This is a genomic window from Roseovarius sp. MMSF_3359 (assembly GCF_030733385.1).
Taxonomy (GTDB): domain Bacteria; phylum Pseudomonadota; class Alphaproteobacteria; order Rhodobacterales; family Rhodobacteraceae; genus Roseovarius.
Genome location: NZ_JASHJC010000006.1, coordinates 76,613 through 93,875, shown reverse-complemented (window position 1 = coordinate 93,875; position 17,263 = coordinate 76,613). Strand labels below are relative to the sequence as shown.

General features: G+C 61.1%; 13 protein-coding genes and 1 tRNA gene. 8 read left to right on the top strand and 6 right to left on the bottom strand.

Annotation, left to right across the window (positions count from 1 at the left end; translation table 11 throughout):
• Window positions 1-4: 4 nt before the first annotated feature.
• Window positions 5-985, bottom strand: a complete 981-nt coding sequence (locus tag RBB29_RS10450; protein WP_306114312.1) for a complex I NDUFA9 subunit family protein — start codon at window positions 983-985, stop codon at window positions 5-7.
• A gap of 147 nt (window positions 986-1,132) precedes the next feature.
• Here RBB29_RS10450 and RBB29_RS10445 point away from each other — a divergent pair.
• A tRNA-Leu gene (locus tag RBB29_RS10445) sits at window positions 1,133-1,218 on the top strand.
• Window positions 1,219-1,252: 34 nt separating this feature from the next.
• Here the strand turns inward: RBB29_RS10445 and hutH are convergent.
• Window positions 1,253-2,788, bottom strand: a complete 1,536-nt coding sequence (gene hutH, locus RBB29_RS10440; protein ID WP_306114313.1) for a histidine ammonia-lyase — start codon at window positions 2,786-2,788, stop codon at window positions 1,253-1,255.
• Window positions 2,789-3,050: 262 nt separating this feature from the next.
• On the opposite strand from hutH, the gene RBB29_RS10435 reads away from it, so the two are divergent.
• Entirely contained in the window at window positions 3,051-4,412 is a 1,362-nt protein-coding gene (locus RBB29_RS10435; protein WP_306114315.1) for a formimidoylglutamate deiminase, read from the top strand.
• Window positions 4,413-4,484: 72 nt separating this feature from the next.
• Here the strand turns inward: RBB29_RS10435 and RBB29_RS10430 are convergent, their stop codons facing one another.
• Window positions 4,485-4,868, bottom strand: a complete 384-nt coding sequence (locus tag RBB29_RS10430; RefSeq protein ID WP_306114316.1) for a nuclear transport factor 2 family protein — start codon at window positions 4,866-4,868, stop codon at window positions 4,485-4,487.
• Window positions 4,869-5,067: 199 nt separating this feature from the next.
• On the opposite strand from RBB29_RS10430, the gene rimP reads away from it, so the two are divergent.
• The 4 genes from rimP to infB are packed head-to-tail and all read left to right on the top strand — an operon-like array spanning window position 5,068 to window position 10,411.
• A complete protein-coding gene (rimP, locus tag RBB29_RS10425) occupies window positions 5,068-5,643 on the top strand; it encodes a ribosome maturation factor RimP (RefSeq protein WP_306114317.1) in 576 nt (191 codons plus the stop codon).
• A 4-nt stretch (window positions 5,644-5,647) separates the two neighbouring features.
• Window positions 5,648-7,270 (top strand): transcription termination factor NusA, encoded by a 1,623-nt coding sequence (nusA, locus tag RBB29_RS10420; RefSeq protein ID WP_306114318.1) that lies wholly within the window; start codon window positions 5,648-5,650, stop codon window positions 7,268-7,270.
• A gap of 24 nt (window positions 7,271-7,294) precedes the next feature.
• Complete coding sequence (locus tag RBB29_RS10415; RefSeq protein ID WP_306114319.1) at window positions 7,295-7,918, top strand: RNA-binding protein; 624 nt, start codon at window positions 7,295-7,297, stop codon at window positions 7,916-7,918.
• Between the two features lie 6 nt (window positions 7,919-7,924).
• A complete protein-coding gene (gene infB / locus RBB29_RS10410; RefSeq protein WP_306114320.1) occupies window positions 7,925-10,411 on the top strand; it encodes a translation initiation factor IF-2 in 2,487 nt (828 codons plus the stop codon).
• Between the two features lie 292 nt (window positions 10,412-10,703).
• Here infB and mutT read toward each other — a convergent pair whose 3' ends face one another.
• From mutT to RBB29_RS10395, 3 genes are read right to left on the bottom strand one after another with little or no spacing between them, the layout of a single operon-like run.
• Entirely contained in the window at window positions 10,704-11,102 is a 399-nt protein-coding gene (gene mutT, locus RBB29_RS10405) for an 8-oxo-dGTP diphosphatase MutT (protein WP_306114321.1), read from the bottom strand.
• A 55-nt stretch (window positions 11,103-11,157) separates the two neighbouring features.
• Window positions 11,158-12,387: a bifunctional glutamate N-acetyltransferase/amino-acid acetyltransferase ArgJ gene (argJ, locus tag RBB29_RS10400; RefSeq protein ID WP_306114322.1), complete on the bottom strand. Its 1,230-nt coding sequence runs from the start codon at window positions 12,385-12,387 to the stop codon at window positions 11,158-11,160.
• Window positions 12,388-12,389: 2 nt separating this feature from the next.
• Window positions 12,390-13,247 (bottom strand): peptidylprolyl isomerase, encoded by an 858-nt coding sequence (locus tag RBB29_RS10395; protein ID WP_306114323.1) that lies wholly within the window; start codon window positions 13,245-13,247, stop codon window positions 12,390-12,392.
• A gap of 190 nt (window positions 13,248-13,437) precedes the next feature.
• On the opposite strand from RBB29_RS10395, the gene secA reads away from it, so the two are divergent.
• On the top strand, window positions 13,438-16,134 hold the full coding sequence (gene secA, locus RBB29_RS10390; RefSeq protein WP_306114324.1) for a preprotein translocase subunit SecA: 2,697 nt from the start codon (window positions 13,438-13,440) through the stop codon (window positions 16,132-16,134).
• A gap of 109 nt (window positions 16,135-16,243) precedes the next feature.
• The gene (locus tag RBB29_RS10385) at window positions 16,244-17,251 is read left to right on the top strand and encodes a hypothetical protein (protein WP_306114325.1); all 1,008 of its coding nucleotides are present in this window, start codon (window positions 16,244-16,246) and stop codon (window positions 17,249-17,251) included.
• Window positions 17,252-17,263: the final 12 nt, after the last annotated feature.

Here is a 17,263-nt window from a genome sequence, read left to right as displayed (position 1 = left end):
GCATTCAGGCGCGCAGGTTTTCAGCCGATTCCTTGATTGCCTCATACTGACCCGCCGGACGGAAACGCCACAGGTAGTCCGGCAGAACCGCCTCGGTTGCCGAGGGCTCGATCCCGAGATCGGCAAAACCCTTGGCGCCCTCCGACACCACGTTATCGACCCGCAGGCTCTTGACCTGATCGCGGGTGATCTGCGGCGGGACGAGGCCCAGAGTGATGGTCTGCACAAACTCCATCACGCCGGCCATGATACTGGCCGCCCAGAAAGGAATGTTCATGACCATGCGGCGCCGGCGAATGATGCCCAGCATCTCCTGCATCAGCTCCCGGAAAGTGTTCACATCCGGCCCGCCAAGCTCGTAAATGCCGGGCGCGGCGTCGCCTTTGATGCCCATTTCCGCGGCCTTGGCCACATCGTCGACATAGACGGTCTGAAACCTGGTATCGGCGCCGACCACCGGCAGGATCGGCCCCAGGCGGGTCATCGACGCGAACCGGTTGAAGAAGCCATCTTCGGGGCCGAAGATCACCGAAGGGCGCAGGATCACCGCACCTGGGAAATGCTGCAGGATCCCCTCTTCGCCAAGACCCTTTGATTGTGCATAAAGACTGTCGGAACCGGAATCGGCGCCGATGGCGGAAAGGTGCACGAGGTGGCTCACACCCTCTTCGGCGGCGATCCGTGCGACCCGTTCGGCGCCCTCATGCTGCACGGCATCGAAATTGTTGCGCCCCTTGCGGTCAAACGTGCCAACGCAGTTCACCACCGCATCCGCACCCTGCATCACCGCGCGCACGCTGTTGTCGTCTCGGATATTGCACAAAAGCGGCTCGACCTGCCCAACGACACCATAGGGTTTGACATGCATCGCCTCGTTGGGCCGCCGCACCGCAACCCGGACACGCCACCCCGCCTTGGCCATGCGCCGCGCGATATACCGCCCGACAAATCCCGATCCGCCATAGATGGTGACTAGCTTGGACATGTGGTGGCCTCCGCGGCTGACAACTTTACCGTCTCTTCCTACCGCCCCGTGCCGATTTCGACAAGGTGATATGGCGACGCAGATTAATGCGAAAATGGCCGTTGACTCCAACCGGAGCCAGAGATACATGGCTGCCTCACGACACCTGCCCAGGTGGCGGAATGGTAGACGCGCTAGCTTCAGGTGCTAGTGTCCGTATGGACGTGGAGGTTCGAGTCCTCTCCTGGGCACCAAATTCCCGACATTTTACATTTCCGACCCTTGGGATCAGTCCAGTTGTGGCAGGTCCGTGTCGAGAGCTTTCAGGATGGCGCCGGTGGAAACGAGGGTGCTTGCCGCCAGGAGATCCGGTGCCATGAAGCGGTCATCCTCCAGGGCCTCGACATCCTGACGCAACCGGTTGAGCACCTTTTGCAGTGGCGCGCTGGTTTTCAGGGGTGTGCGGAACTCCACCCCGCTCGCGGCGCAGAGCATTTCGACCCCGAGGATCGTGTTCAGGTTGGCCCCCATCCGCTCCAGGCGCCGGGCGCCGTGGGCCGCCATGGAGACATGATCCTCCTGATTGGCCGATGTGGGCGTTGAATCGGTCACGCAGGGGTTGGCGAGATGCTTGTTTTCACTCATCAACGCGGCGGTGGTGACCTCCGCGATCATCAGGCCGGAGTTCAGACCTGGATTGGGAGTGAGGAAAGGCGGCAAATCAAAACTCAGCGTCGGATCAACCATCAGCGCCACGCGCCGTTGTGAAATCGCCCCGATCTCGGACAGGGACAGGGCGATCATGTCGGCGGCAAAACCGACCGGTTCGGCGTGGAAATTGCCCCCCGAAACGATCAAATCCGCCTCGCTCAGGACAAGGGGGTTGTCGGTGGCAGCATTGGCCTCGGTCAGGAGTGTCGCCGCTGCTTGCCGCAGCACATCCATCGCCGCGCCGGTCACCTGCGGCTGGCACCGGATGCAATAGGGATCCTGCACCCGTGTATCACCTTCCCGGTGGCTTTCACGGATCTCGGATCCGTCGAGAATGGCGCGCATGGCCGCGGCTGCTTCGATCTGACCGCGATGGCCGCGCAGGGTGTGGATTTCGGGCTGCAGCGGTGCGGTCGAACCCATGATGGCGTCGGTCGACATGGACGAGATAACGAGGGCATTTCGCGCGGCGCGCCAGCCCTGGAACACGCCGGCCAGCGCGTAGGCGGTGCTGAACTGCGTGCCATTGATGAACGCCAGCCCTTCCTTGGGGCCCAGGATACCGGGGGTAAGCCCGGCCCGGCGGAGGGCGTCGGCAGCCAGCATCACCTCCCCACCGAACTCGGCTTCGCCTTCGCCCATCAGCGCGGCGGTCATATGCGCAAGCGGGGCGAGGTCGCCGGACGCGCCGACCGATCCTTGCGATGGCACAACCGGCGTGACGCCCTTGGCCAGCATGTCCTGCAGCAAGGTCACCAACTCCCAGCGAACACCCGACGCACCGCGACCAAAGGAGAGGAGTTTGAGCGACATCATCAGCCGCACGAGTTTGCGCGGCATCGGCTCTCCGACGCCGCAGCAATGTGACAGGATCAGGTTGCGTTGCAGCGTGGCGGTATCTTCGGGTGCGACCTTGACCGAAGCCAGCTTGCCGAAACCGGTATTCACGCCATAGACCGCCACGTCGCCCTCTGCTGCGATCCTGATCCGGTCGGCAGCCGCCTCGATGGCCGGTCTGCAGGCTTCGTGGAGTTGCACGGCCGTGTCGTTCCAATAGACGTCTTCGAGCTGGGCCAGGGTCGTGTCGCCCGGAACGAGGGTGAGATGTGTCACGTTAAACCTCCTGAAACAGATCCATTTGACGGGCCTTTTCCAAAACAGCGGGCGACCTTATGGCGACAAGGCGTATCATTGAGAACGGGCAACACCTCCCGCGCCACGCCGTTCGTGACCGCATCAAAGCGCCCTCCGGCTCGTTTGGATAGGGCATCCTTGTCGATGTCGCCTTGGGTCATGCTATTGGTATCTGACATTGCATTGACTGGTGGTTCTGTATATCCGCAAAACTGATAATGTCTATACAAATGAGAATGCCATGAAAATCCATGCCAAGACGGCCCTGCTCGACGCGGAATGGACGACGCAGGTGCGGATCGAATGCGCCGATGGCCGGATCAGCAGCCTTGAACGGGGTGCAGACGCGCAGGCAGGGGATTACCGCGTTGATACCTTGCTGCCGTCGCTGAGCAACCTGCACAGTCATACGTTTCAACGCGCCATGGCGGGCATGACCGAGTTCCGCGCGGCGGGGCGCGAAAGTTTCTGGACATGGCGGACTCTCATGTACCGCTTTCTCGATCAGCTGACACCGGAGCAGGTCGAGGCCATCGCCGCCCTGACGTTCATGGAGATGCAGGAGGCCGGTTACGCGGCGGTGGGCGAATTTCATTACGTGCATCATCAACCGGGCGGCACCACCTATGACAGCCTGACCGAGTTGAGCGACCGCGTGTTTGCCGCGGCCCGGACCACCGGGATCGGCCTGACACATCTGCCCGTGCTCTACACCTATGGCGGGGTGCAGCAGGAGGCCCTTGCCGGCGGACAACTTCGGTTTTCGAACGATGTTGACCGGTTCCTGCGCCTTGCGGAGGGGTGCATTTCCAACCTGACGAACCTGCCCGAGGACTGCCGGGTTGGCATCGCCCCGCATTCGTTGCGCGCCACGTCACCGACGGACCTGAGCCGGCTTATTGAAGCGAAACCCACCGGACCGGTGCACATCCACATCTCGGAACAACTGAAAGAAGTGCAGGATGTCGAGGCGGCCCTTGGCAAACGCCCGGTGGACTGGCTGCTCGACAATGCAGAGGTCGATGCAAGATGGTGCCTGATCCACGCGACTCACATGACCGAAGGGGAAACAATCCGCCTGGCCGAATGCGGTGCGGTGGCGGGGCTTTGCCCGATTACCGAAGCCAATCTTGGCGACGGTCCCTTCAACGGACCGACCTACCTGCAACATGGCGGCAGTTTCGGGGTGGGGTCGGATTCGAATGTGCGGGTGTCCCTGACCGAAGAGTTGCGGACGCTGGAGTACTCCCAACGACTGCGGGACATGGCGCGGAACGTGATGGTCGCGGGCGAAGGCTCCGTCGGGCAGACGCTCTACACCGGGGCGGCACGGGGCGGGGCGCAGGCACTGGCGCGCGATGCGGGTGTCATTGCCGAAGGCAAACTGGCCGATCTCGCCGCCATTGACCGCGGCGACCCGTCGCTATGCGCCCTGACCGATGGGCAATTGCTCGATGGGTTGTGCTTTGCGGCCTCGGATGACGTCGTGACAGATACATGGTCCGCCGGGCGCCACATGGTGAAATCGGGCCGCCACGTTGCACGCGATGCCGTCGTGGCGGCATATAAATCCGCCATAACCGACCTGCTTGCCGCGATCTAAGACCGCTTTGCAGAATAGGCAGCAGTCAGTCCGAGGGCTCGGTTGCGGCCACGGTAAGCTGCAATCTTCGCCTCAGATGCCTTCTTCGATCTGACGTTCATATTCAACCGCGTCGAACCAACCCAGGGATTTCCGGACCTTTAGATTTTCATCAAGATCCCACTCTTCCCATCCCGGCACCCGGACCCGATTGCCAGTCTCGGCATGTTTGCCTTCGAGAACCCAGCCGAAGATCACATGATCTCCGGCCATGCGCAGATGATCGAGCGAGACCGTGAGGCCGGGAAATTCGGCATAGAACCCGGCGACCATGTCGAGCAACGCCTGGCGGCCTTCGATCGGATCGCCACGATTGATGGTGATCGACCCGTCATCGCGATAGAACGAGACGACGGCCTCCGGGTCGCCGGAACTCCAGGCGGCGGAATAGGCTTCGGCCATTTCTTGAACTGACATTTTTTTGAATCCCCAAACAAATTTTTCAATGCGGGAAACCTATCAACGTGTCTCCAAGCTGTCATTCGCTCATTCTCCTTGCAGACTCACCCGACCCTCGCTATATCCATCCCAACAGCGGCGCGTTCGGGTCCACACCGGAAGCTCCACCGGGAAAGATGCAACGGGCCGCGCGCCCGTTTTTTTGTGTTTGGACACCATGAGCAACGACCTGATTGCAAAAGCTGCGATTGATCGCCGGATGGCCGAAATCATCACCCCTGTCATTGAAGACATGGGGTTCGAGCTGGTGCGCGTGCGGCTGATGGGAGGCAAGACCCATACGTTGCAGATCATGGCCGAACGGCCCGAAGGCGGCATCGAGGTCGATGAATGCGCGCAGATTTCCACGGCGGTGAGTGCGGTTCTTGATGTCGAGGATCCGATTACCGATGCCTATACGCTTGAAGTGTCCTCACCCGGGATTGACCGGCCCCTGACCCGGCTGAAGGATTTCGAGGCGTTCGAGGGCTATGAGGCCAAACTGGAGACGTCCGAGCTGATCGACGGACGCAAACGCTTCAAGGGCGTGCTGGCCGGTGTCGAGGGCAGCGAAGTGCTCATCAATGTCGAGGAAGGCACCATCGGGTTGGAGTTCGACTGGCTGGCTGAGGCCAAGCTGGTGCTGACCGATGAGCTGATCAAGGAAATGCTGCGTCAGCGCAAGGCCGCTGGTGTCATAGACGAGCAAGATTTCGACGAAATAGAGACTGAAACCGGTTCTGAGGAGGACTGAGAGAATGGCAATCACATCTGCCAACCAGCTTGAGTTGCTGCAAACCGCCGAGGCCGTGGCCCGCGAGAAGATGATCGACCCAAGCCTCGTGATCGAGGCGATGGAAGAAAGCCTCGCCCGTGCCGCCAAGAGCCGCTACGGCGCCGAGATGGACATTCGCGTCAGCATCGACCGCAAGACCGGCAAAGCGACCTTTACCCGGGTGCGCACGGTCGTTGAGGAAGAAGAGCTTGAGAACTATCAGGCCGAGTTCACCGTCGAGCAGGCGAAACAATATCTCGAAGATCCCAAGATCGGTGACCAGTTCATCGAGGAAGTGCCGCCGGTGGACATGGGCCGGATCGCCGCGCAATCGGCCAAGCAGGTGATCCTGCAAAAGGTCCGTGAGGCCGAGCGTGACCGTCAGTTCGAGGAATTCAAGGACCGCGCCGGCACGATCATCAACGGTCAGGTCAAGCGCGAGGAATATGGCAACGTCATCGTCGATGTGGGACGTGGCGAGGCAATCCTGCGCCGGAACGAGAAAATCGGCCGCGAATCGTATCGCCCGAATGACCGCATCCGTTGCTACATCAAGGATGTGCGCCGCGAGGCCCGTGGCCCGCAGATTTTCTTGAGCCGCACCGCGCCGGAATTCATGGCGGAACTCTTCAAGATGGAAGTGCCCGAGATTTATGACGGCATCATCGAGATCAAGGCGGTGGCCCGTGACCCCGGGTCGCGCGCCAAGATTGCGGTGATTTCCTATGACGGCTCGATCGACCCCGTCGGTGCCTGCGTCGGGATGCGCGGCAGCCGGGTTCAGGCCGTGGTGAACGAGCTTCAGGGCGAAAAGATCGACATCATCCCGTGGAACGAAGATCAGCCGACCTTCCTGGTGAACGCGCTGCAACCTGCCGAGGTTTCCAAGGTGGTTCTGGACGAAGAGGCCGAACGGATCGAGGTTGTCGTCCCCGAGGAGCAGCTGAGCCTTGCCATTGGTCGTCGCGGTCAGAACGTCCGCCTGGCGAGCCAGCTTACCAACCTTGATATCGACATCATGACCGAGGCCGAGGATTCGGAACGTCGTCAGCGTGAATTCGAGGAACGCACCAAGCTCTTCATGGAAACGCTGGATCTGGATGAGTTCTTTGCTCAGCTTCTGGTCTCCGAAGGGTTCACCAACCTCGAAGAAGTGGCCTACGTCGAGCTTGACGAGCTGCTGGTGATTGATGGTGTAGACGAAGACACCGCCAACGAATTGCAGGCGCGGGCGCGTGATGTGCTCGATGCGCAGGCCAAGGCGGCGCTGGACAAGGCGCGGGAGCTTGGTGTCGAGGACAGCCTGGTTGAATTCGAGGGCCTGACACCCCAGATGATTCAGGCATTGGCCGAGGACGGCGTGAAGTCACTGGAAGACTTCGCCACCTGCGCCGATTGGGAACTGGCCGGCGGCTGGACCACCAATGACGGCGAGCGTGTCAAGGATGACGGTATCCTCGAACCTTTCGACGTGTCGCTTGAGGAAGCGCAGAACTTGGTCATGACCGCGCGCATCATGCTGGGCTGGGTCGATCCGGCAGAGCTTGAGGCCGAGGCCGAAGAAGAGGCCGGGCTGGAAGGCGAAGAGCAGGAGGCTGAGGCCTGATTTATCAGGCCTCGGAGGCACCTGATGGGTCGCGCTGGGCAACCCAAAGACCGGTCGGACGGTCCTGAACGCAAGTGCATTGCCACGGGTGAGGTGCAGCCGAAAACTGGCCTCATCCGGTTTGCCGTGTCACCGGACGGGCAGGTCGTGCCGGACCTGGCGGAAAAGCTGCCGGGGCGGGGCATCTGGGTTGCGGCGGACCGGGCGGCGGTCGAAAAGGCCGTGAAAAAGGGCCTCTTTGCGCGGGCGGCGAAACAGCCTGTCACGGTACCTGAAGGGCTTGTTGACCTTCTGGAGACAATGCTGGCGCGGCGGGTGATCGAATTGATCAGCCTTGCGCGCAAGGGGGGCCGGGCGACAACTGGATATGAACGGGTCAAGGATTGGCTGTCGAAGGACGAGGCCGAAATCCTGATCCAGGCCAGTGACGGCTCGGAGCGGGGGAAATCGAAGCTGAGCACGCCATATGGCGGCAGTTTCATAGGCTGGCTGACGGCAGAAGAGCTGGGCCATGCCTTTGGGCGACAATCGGCGGTGCATGCGGCACTGGGTGCTGGTGGTTTGTCCAAACGTGTTGTAGAGGAGGCGACAAGGCTGAAAGGCCTTCGCGTCTCGGACGGTGACAAGGGTCACCGGAAAGGAAAGTAGAAGCTGATGAGCGACAACGACGGAAAGAAAACACTGGGCGTTCGTGGTGGTCCCCGCGCGGGAAATGTGAAGCAGAGCTTCAGCCATGGCCGAACCAAGAACGTCGTGGTGGAAACCAAGCGTAAGCGCATCGTCAAACCGACGACGGCGACGCCCAGCCCTGCTGCGTCCGGCAAATCCGCGGCGCCGGGAAGTTCTGCCAAACGTCCCGCCGGTATCTCCGACGCGGAAATGGAACGCCGGATGAAGGCGCTTCAGGCGGCCAAGGAACGCGAGGCCGAGGACGCCGCGAAACGCGAAGCCGAAGAGCAGGCGCGCGAAGCCGACCGCAAGCGCCGCCGCGAAGAGGCCGAAGCCAAGGAACGCGAAGAACAGGAACGCGCCGAGCGGGCCAAGGCCAAGGCCGAAGCCGACGAACGCGCCAAGGCCGAAGCCGAGGCAGCAGCCCAGCAAGCAGCCGCAGCGGCGGCTCAACCTGCTGCACCGGCGGCGGACCGTGGCGCTGCCCCGTCGAAATCCGCTCCGGCCCCGCGCAAGCAGGACAAGGACCGCGATCAGCAGCGCCGTGGCAAGGGCCGTGGCGATGATGGCCGCCGCTCGGGCAAGCTCACGCTGAACCAGGCGCTTTCGGGTGGCGAAGGGGGCCGTCAGAAATCGCTTGCCGCGATGAAGCGTAAGCAGGAGCGCGCCCGTCAGAAAGCGATGGGCGGCAATGTTGAGCGCGAAAAGGTGGTACGCGAAGTGCAACTGCCCGAAACCATCGTGGTTTCGGAGCTTGCCAACCGCATGGCCGAACGTGTCGCCGATGTGGTCAAATCGCTGATGACCAATGGCATGATGGTCACCCAGAACCAGTCGATCGACGCCGACACCGCAGAACTCATCATCGAAGAGTTTGGCCACAAGGTCGTCCGTGTCTCGGACGCGGATGTGGAGGATGTGATCGACCAGGTCGAAGACAAGCCCGAAGATCTCGAAGGCCGTCCGCCGGTCATCACCATCATGGGTCACGTCGACCACGGCAAGACCTCGCTTCTGGATGCGATTCGCGATGCCAAGGTTGTGGCAGGCGAAGCCGGGGGCATCACCCAGCATATCGGCGCCTATCAGGTCACGACCGACAGCGGCACGGTGCTGAGCTTCCTCGATACCCCCGGCCACGCGGCGTTTACGTCGATGCGCGCCCGGGGTGCGCAAGTGACGGATATCGTCGTTCTGGTGGTTGCCGCCGATGACGCGGTGATGCCGCAGACCATCGAGGCGATCAACCACGCCAAGGCCGCCGAAGTGCCGATGATCGTGGCGATCAACAAGGTCGACCTGCCCGCCGCCGATCCGGACAAGGTCCGTTCGGACCTCTTGCGTCATGAGGTTATCGTCGAGGCGATGTCAGGCGATGTGCAGGATGTCGAAGTGTCCGCGCATACCGGTCAGGGTCTGGACGAGTTGCTGGAGGCGATCGCGCTGCAGGCGGAGATCCTTGAACTCAAGGCCAACCCGAACCGTGCGGCTGAGGGTGCCGTGATCGAGGCGCAGCTTGACGTGGGCCGTGGCCCCGTTGCAACCGTTCTGGTGCAGAACGGCACGCTGCGCCAAGGCGATATCTTCGTCGTGGGCGAGCAATACGGTAAGGTCCGTGCGCTCATCAACGACCGCGGCGATCGTGTGGAGGAGGCCGGACCATCGGTGCCGGTCGAAGTTCTGGGTCTCAACGGCACGCCTGAAGCGGGTGACGTGTTGAACGTGGTCTCGACCGATGCACAGGCGCGCGAGATCGCCGAGTATCGCGAGAAAGCCGCCAAGGACAAGCGCGCCGCCGCCGGCGCGGCGACTTCGCTGGAACAGCTGATGGCGAACGCCAAGGAAAACGAGAACGTGTCGGAAATGCCCGTTGTCGTGAAGGCAGATGTGCAGGGCTCGGCCGAGGCGATCGTTCAGGCGATGGAGAAGATCGGAAACGAAGAGGTCCGTGTGCGCGTGCTGCATTCGGGCGTTGGTGCGATTACCGAGTCGGATATCGGCCTGGCCGAAGCCTCCGGTGCGCCGGTCTTCGGCTTCAACGTCCGGGCCAACGCGCCCGCACGAAATTCCGCGAACCAGAAGGGTGTGGAGATCCGGTATTATTCGGTGATCTACGACCTGGTGGATGATGTGAAAGCCGCGGCCTCGGGCCTCTTGGGCGCCGAGATTCGCGAGAACTTCATCGGCTACGCGACGATCAAAGAGGTCTTCAAGGTCACCGGCGTCGGCAAGGTTGCGGGCTGTCTCGTCACCGAAGGCGTCGCCCGCCGCTCCGCCGGTGTGCGCCTGCTGCGCGACGATGTGGTAATCCACGAAGGCACGCTGAAGACGCTCAAGCGCTTCAAGGATGAAGTGCCCGAAGTCCAGTCCGGCCAGGAATGCGGCATGGCGTTCGAGAACTACGATGACATCCGCGCCGATGACGTAATCGAGATCTTCGAGCGTGAGGAAGTCGAACGTTCTCTCGACTGACCTGTCTGAAAACTCAGATAAAGGGGCCGGTTTTTCCGGCCCTTTTTTCGTCTGCGTTGCGGACAAAGCGGACCTTGGGTCGCCATCGCAACAGAGGGCATCGCCCGACCGGGGGTGGGCGCATCCAGGTGGTTCATTGCACTTTATGGTGACGTATACCTCCAACAATCGTCGGGATTGAAACGGCGAAGAAGCGCCCGCCCATGGGGCGGTCGGGCGCTGCCCGGCGGTGCTGCGCACCTTGATTCCGGGCAAGGGCACTGTCCGCAAGTGGCTCGAAACGATCAAACGATCAGAGCCAATCCCTCAGTATCGGAACGAGCGGCAGGTCTGCAGGTGGCATGGGATAGTCGCGCAGCTTGGTGGGTTGCACCCATTTCAGGGTTTGACCTTCACGGCCCTGCGGCTGACCTTCCCATTTTCGGCAGGCAAAGAGCGGCATCAGCAGGTGGAAATCGTTATAGGAGTGGCTGGCAAATGTCAGGGGGGCGAGGCAACTGGCCCAAGTGTCGATGCCCAACTCTTCGTGCAGTTCGCGGATCAGCGCCGCTTCTGGCGTTTCACCGGGTTCGACCTTGCCGCCCGGAAACTCCCAGAGACCCGCCATGGATTTGCCTTCCGGTCGCTGCGCCAAAAGGATGCGTCCGTCGATGTCGATCAACGCAACCGCCGATACCAGAACAGTCTTCATGGCCGCAATTCCGGACGGAAAACCGGCCCCCACTTTTCCTGTAATTGCCCGGATTTCACGAGCGATAATCCGCGTTGATGTCGATATACCCATGTGTCAGGTCACAGGTCCAGACAACCGCGGTCCCGCCGCCCAGACCAAGATCGACATGGATCTCAAGCTCCTGGTTTTTCATGTAGGCGGCGGCGTCGTCTTCGCTGTAATCCGGGTTCACCCAACCATCGCTTGCGACCAGAATATCACCGAAGCGGATCGAAAGGAGATCACGATCCGCCCGCGCACCTGATTTGCCGATGGCCATGACGATCCGGCCCCAATTCGCGTCTTCACCGGCAATCGCCGTCTTGACCAGCGGGGAATTGGCGATGGCCATCCCGTGAATGCGCGCCTCGTCATCGCTGGCGGCACCGGACACGGAAATCTCGACGAATTTGGTGGCTCCTTCGCCGTCACGGACGACCTGATGCGCCAGATCGAGCATCACCTTGCGCAGACCTTCCATGAAACCGACGCTCGCCTCGGTGATGCGGATGCCGGACGCCCCCGTCGCCGCCACCAGAAGAGTATCCGACGTCGAGGTATCGCTATCAACGGTGATGCAGTTGAAAGTCTTGCGGTTCAGGGCGCTGACCATGGATTGCAGTACCGGCTGATCCACAACCGCATCTGTGAAGATATAGACCAGCATCGTCGCCATATCCGGCGCAATCATGCCCGACCCCTTGGCGATCCCCGCGATACGGACCTGTTGCCCGTCAATGGTGACGGTGGTCGCCGCGCCCTTGGGAAACGTGTCGGTGGTCATGATGGCGCGGGCGGCGTCCGCGATTCCGGCCTCCGTCTGGTTGCCGGTCAGGTCTTTCAGTTTCGCGGTGATCCGGTCATGGGCCAACGGCTCGCCAATGACGCCGGTTGACGAGGTAAATACCCGCGCTTCCGGCACCCCTGTGGCCGCTGCGGTCGCCTCGGTCACGGCCTTGACGGCATCGGTCCCGTTACGCCCGGTAAAGGCGTTGGCATTGCCGGAATTGACAAGGATGGCGGCTCCCTCTGCGGTGGACCCACCAATCTTTTCCTGGCAGTCCAGAACCGCCGCCGAGCGCGTGGCGGACCGTGTGAACGTCCCAGCAATCGTCGTCCCCTTGACCAGCGTGGCCAGCATCACGTCCGGGCGGCCCGTGTAACGCACCCCGGCCTCGGCCGTCGCGAAACTCACGCCCTTGATGACTGGCAATTCGGGAAAATCCGCCGGGGCCAGTGGCGAAATAGGAGGCGTTCCGCCCATTCTTAATTCTCCAGAATATCGGTGCTTTTGATAATGGCCTGATCGATACCATCTGCGCCGGCGCGGTCAATTGCCGTCTCGGATTCGCGCTGCGCGATCAGATCGTCAAAAATCTTCTGGCGCAGCTCTTCCTGCAATTCCTCGCGCACCTGGTCCAGGGTCGGAATATCCTTGTCGCGGGTTTCGATCATCTTGATCACATGCCAGCCAAACTGCGTCTCGACCGGTGCCGAGACTTCGCCGGCGTCCAGGGCTGCGGCCGCGTTAAAGAAGCTCTCGACCATCACCCCGGGGCCAAACCAGCCAAGATCGCCCCCGTTTGGACCCGAAGGCCCGGTCGACAGAGTCTTGGCCAGGTCGCCGAAATCCGCGCCCTCATCGAGCTTGGTGATGATATCTTTCGCTTCGTCCTCCGTTTCAACGAGGATATGGGCCGCATGATACTCGGTCTCGGGTTCCTCATCTGCGTAACGCGCGGCGTAGGCGGCCTTCAGGTCGTCCTCGCTGACCGGCAGGTCCATGACGCCCCGGATCGCCTCAGACGCCAAAAGTGCCCTTGTCTCGTTTTCGATCATGAGGCTGGTCATCGGGCTGGGGTTGTCCCCGACGATCTGCATCAGCAGGGTCTGCTGGATCAACTGGTCGAGAATACCGTTGAAAAGCACCTCGTCGGGCAGTTCGTTGTAATGCGGGGGCAGGCCGCTTCGAAGAGCCAACATATGACCCAATGTGATCTCGGTTTCGCCAACTTTGGCGACGACAGTTGCCGCGGTCGGTTCATCTTGTGAGAGAACGGGCGCACCGACAGCGATGGAAACAGCAAAGACGGCGGCAGGCAGAAACCTGGGAGTGGTGAACATGGAATTCTTCCTTTGCGGACGCAGCTCATGAAATCGCGAGGGTGCGCGACGTTGACACTCTTTCAGCAGGCCCTTACATCGCCTTAGGATAAAGGCAATCCCGCTGTCTGACCCACCTTGTACGGCGGCGCGGATTGCGGGGCAAGCAATTGCCATTCACGTATTGTCAAAAGACCGGAACGGATAAAACATGCTGGGTATCGGAACTGTTGCCAGAAAGATTTTTGGCACCCCGAATGATCGCAAAATCAAGGCTGTGCGCCCTTTGGTTGAAAAGATCAACGCCCTGGAGCCCGAGTTCGAGGCGTTGAGCGATGATGGTCTGATCGAAAAGACGCGAGAGTTTCAAAAACGTGTCGCCGATGGCGAAAGCCTTGATGACCTCCTGCCCGAAGCCTTTGCCAACTGCCGCGAAGGCGCGCGCCGCGCGCTTGGCCTGCGGGCCTTCGACGTGCAGCTCATGGGCGGGATCTTCCTGCATCAGGGTAACATTTCCGAGATGAAAACCGGCGAGGGCAAGACGCTGGTGGCGACCTTCCCGTCCTATCTCAACGCGCTTTCGGGCAAGGGCGTGCACATCGTGACGGTCAACGATTACCTCGCCAAGCGGGACGCCGAATGGATGGGCAAGGTCTATGCCGCGCTTGGCATGACCACCGGTGTCGTCTATCCGCAGCAGCCCGATGGCGAGAAGAAGGGCGCCTATGCCGCCGACGTGACCTATGCCACCAATAACGAGCTTGGGTTCGACTACCTGCGCGACAACATGAAATCGAGCCTCGAGGACATGAGCCAGCGTGGGCATAATTTCGCCGTTGTGGACGAAGTGGACTCGATCCTGATCGACGAAGCACGGACGCCGCTCATCATTTCGGGGCCGGCGCAGGACCGCAGTGACCTCTATGTGGCGATCGACAAGGTGATCCCGGAACTCACCGAAGAGCACTACAAAATCGAGGAAAAGACCCGCAGCGCAACCTTCACCGATGAAGGCAACGAATTCCTCGAAGAGGTGTTGCGGCGACACGAATTGCTGCCCGAGGGGCAATCGCTCTATGACCCGGAAAGCACCACGATCGTGCACCACGTCAACCAGGGCCTGCGCGCGCACAAGATCTTCTCGAAGGACAAGGATTACATTGTCCGGGATGGCGAGGTCATGCTGATCGACGAGTTCACCGGGCGGATGATGCCCGGACGCCGTTTGTCCGAGGGTCTGCACCAGGCGATCGAGGCCAAGGAAGGCTGCGAAATCCAGCCTGAAAACGTCACCATGGCGCAGGTCACCTTCCAGAATTACTTCCGTCTTTACGACCGTCTGTCGGGCATGACCGGGACGGCGGCAACCGAGGCCGAGGAATTTGCCGAAATCTACGGGCTTGGCGTGGTCGAAGTGCCGACCAACAAGCCGATTGCCCGGGTTGACCGGGACGATGCGGTTTACCGCGACGCCAACGACAAGTTCAAAGCGATCATCGAGTCGATCCAAAAGGCCCATGAAAAAGGTCAGCCGATCCTTGTCGGCACAACCTCGATCGAGAAATCCGAGATGCTCAGCCAGTTGCTGACCCAGGCCAAGGTCAAGCACAACGTCCTGAATGCCCGCCAGCACGAGCAGGAAGCGCAGATCGTGGCAGATGCGGGGAAGCTGAACGCAGTGACCATCGCCACCAATATGGCCGGACGCGGCACCGATATTCAGCTTGGCGGCAATGTCGAGATGAAGGTGCTGGAGGCGATGGCCGCCGACCCCGAGGCCGACCCTGAAGCATTGCGGACCAAGATCGAAGCCGAACATGCCGACGAAAAGCAGAAAGTGCTGGAGGCCGGCGGTCTCTTCGTTCTGGCCACGGAGCGCCATGAAAGCCGCCGCATCGACAACCAGTTGCGCGGGCGGTCCGGCCGTCAAGGCGACCCGGGTCGGTCAGCGTTTTTCCTGAGCCTTGACGACGACCTGATGCGGATTTTCGGCTCGGAACGGCTGGAAAAGGTTCTGTCCGGTCTCGGCATGAAAGAGGGCGAGGCGATCATCCACCCCTGGGTCAACAAGTCCCTGGAACGGGCGCAGGCCAAGGTCGAGGGGCGCAACTTCGACATCCGCAAGCAGCTTCTCAAGTTCGACGACGTGATGAACGAGCAGCGGAAGGTGATCTTCAAGCAGCGCCTCGACATCATGCGCGCCAGCGACCTGTCGGAAATCGTCAAGGACATGCGCAACGAGGTCATCGACGATCTTGTCGACACCTACATGCCGCCCAAGACCTATGCCGATCAATGGGACATGGAGGGCCTCAAGGCCGCCGTGATCGAGAACCTGAACATGGATCTGCCGGTGATCGACTGGGCCGACGAAGAAGGTGTCGATGACGAGGATATCGCCGAACGCCTGGAAAATGCCGCCGATGAGATGATGGCGCAGAAGGCAGCGCAGTTCGGGGCCGAGAACATGCGGATGATCGAAAAGCAGCTTCTGCTGCAGACGATTGACGGCAAATGGCGGGAGCACCTCCTGACGCTGGAACATCTGCGGAGCGTTGTCGGCTTCCGCGGTTATGCGCAGCGCGACCCGCTTAATGAATACAAAAACGAAGCCTTCCAATTGTTCGAATCCATGTTGGACAGCCTGCGTCAGGACGTGACGCAGAAGCTTGGGCAGATCCGCCCGATGACGGAAGAAGAACAGCAGGAGATGCTGGCGCAGGTTGATGAGCAGCGCGCCGCGATGGAGCAGGCCGTTGCCGATGCGGTGGAGGGCGACGCCTTTCCGGATGCCATCGAGGGATTTGTCGAAGACGATCCGTCAACCTGGGGCAATCCGGGGCGCAATGAACCCTGTCCCTGCGGTTCCGGCAAGAAGTTCAAACACTGCCACGGCAGACTGGTCTGACCCGCCGGGCCGCCACATGGTCGCCCGATTCACACCCAATCCCTGCCTTAAGGCAGCCATGATCCGTCAATAAGACTTAACCAGACCTTAATAGGTGTGGGAAAGTGGAATGTTGAAGGCAAGGATCAATCCCCGTCGCCTGATCACCGTGGGCGGAACGCTGTTCTGTGCCTGGGGGATCGGCTATCTGATGCAGAGCAATGCGCAGGAGGCCCCGCCAGAGCCGCAGGATCTTTCATCGCCCGAAGTCTCGATGGCCCCCTTGCCGGAGGTTGCACCCGTACCTCTGAAAATTTCGGGCATCATGATGACATCGGCCCTTTCGGCACCTTCGCCCAAGCCGGACTTTTTGCCGGACGCGCCCATCGTGCTTGCCTCGATCGCCAAAGATGCGCCGATCATGGAACTGCCCGGCGAAGAGATCGCGCCCACCTTCTCCTGCACCCATGCGGTCACCGCCACGCCCCTGGCCGCCGCAATGGTCGCGCTCGAGATTGACGCGCCATGCATGGTCCGGGATCGCCTGACCGTGCATCACAATGGCATGATGTTTACCGATGTGACCGACGACAATGGCAAGCGCACCCTGAGTGTCCCCGCGCTTGCCAATGACGCGGTCTACATCGTGTCGTTCTCGAACGGTGACAGTGTCGTCGCAACGACAAAGGTATCATCGCTAGAGTATTACGACCGGGTTGTCGTGCAATGGACCGGTGACAGCGGCCTGCAAATTCACGCGCTTGAATACGGCGCGGCATATAACGAACCCGGACATGTCTGGACCGGTGCTGCGGGCGACATGAGCATGGCCGCGCGTGGCGAAGGCGGTTTCGTGTCGCGCCACGGCACATCCGACTTTGCCGATGGCCGTCTGGCCGAGGTCTATAGCTTCCCTTCGGGGACAATCGCCCGGTCGGGCGCCGTCACCTTAAGCCTCGAGGCCGAGATCACCCGCGCGAATTGCGGACGCGATATCGAGGCGCAAACCATCCAGCTTGGCAGCGATGGCATGCTGTCGGTACGCGATGTTGTGCTTTCCGTGCCAGATTGCAGCGCGATCGGTGATTATCTGGTGTTGAAAAACCTGCTGAATGACCTGAAGATCGCCCGCAACTAATCCGCGGCGTTC

Bases quoted from the DNA above. Each gene is read 5' to 3' on its own strand.
- rimP (WP_306114317.1), top strand. From the start codon at position 5,068: ATGAGCAACGACCTGATTGCAAAAGCTGCGATTGATCGCCGGATGGCC.
- RBB29_RS10385 (WP_306114325.1), top strand. From the start codon at position 16,244: ATGTTGAAGGCAAGGATCAATCCCCGTCGCCTGATCACCGTGGGCGGA.
- nusA (WP_306114318.1), top strand. From the start codon at position 5,648: ATGGCAATCACATCTGCCAACCAGCTTGAGTTGCTGCAAACCGCCGAG.
- RBB29_RS10430 (WP_306114316.1), bottom strand. From the start codon at position 4,868: ATGTCAGTTCAAGAAATGGCCGAAGCCTATTCCGCCGCCTGGAGTTCC.
- RBB29_RS10415 (WP_306114319.1), top strand. From the start codon at position 7,295: ATGGGTCGCGCTGGGCAACCCAAAGACCGGTCGGACGGTCCTGAACGC.
- argJ (WP_306114322.1), bottom strand. From the start codon at position 12,387: ATGGGCGGAACGCCTCCTATTTCGCCACTGGCCCCGGCGGATTTTCCC.
- mutT (WP_306114321.1), bottom strand. From the start codon at position 11,102: ATGAAGACTGTTCTGGTATCGGCGGTTGCGTTGATCGACATCGACGGA.
- RBB29_RS10435 (WP_306114315.1), top strand. From the start codon at position 3,051: ATGAAAATCCATGCCAAGACGGCCCTGCTCGACGCGGAATGGACGACG.
- RBB29_RS10395 (WP_306114323.1), bottom strand. From the start codon at position 13,247: ATGTTCACCACTCCCAGGTTTCTGCCTGCCGCCGTCTTTGCTGTTTCC.
- RBB29_RS10450 (WP_306114312.1), bottom strand. From the start codon at position 985: ATGTCCAAGCTAGTCACCATCTATGGCGGATCGGGATTTGTCGGGCGG.
- infB (WP_306114320.1), top strand. From the start codon at position 7,925: ATGAGCGACAACGACGGAAAGAAAACACTGGGCGTTCGTGGTGGTCCC.
- secA (WP_306114324.1), top strand. From the start codon at position 13,438: ATGCTGGGTATCGGAACTGTTGCCAGAAAGATTTTTGGCACCCCGAAT.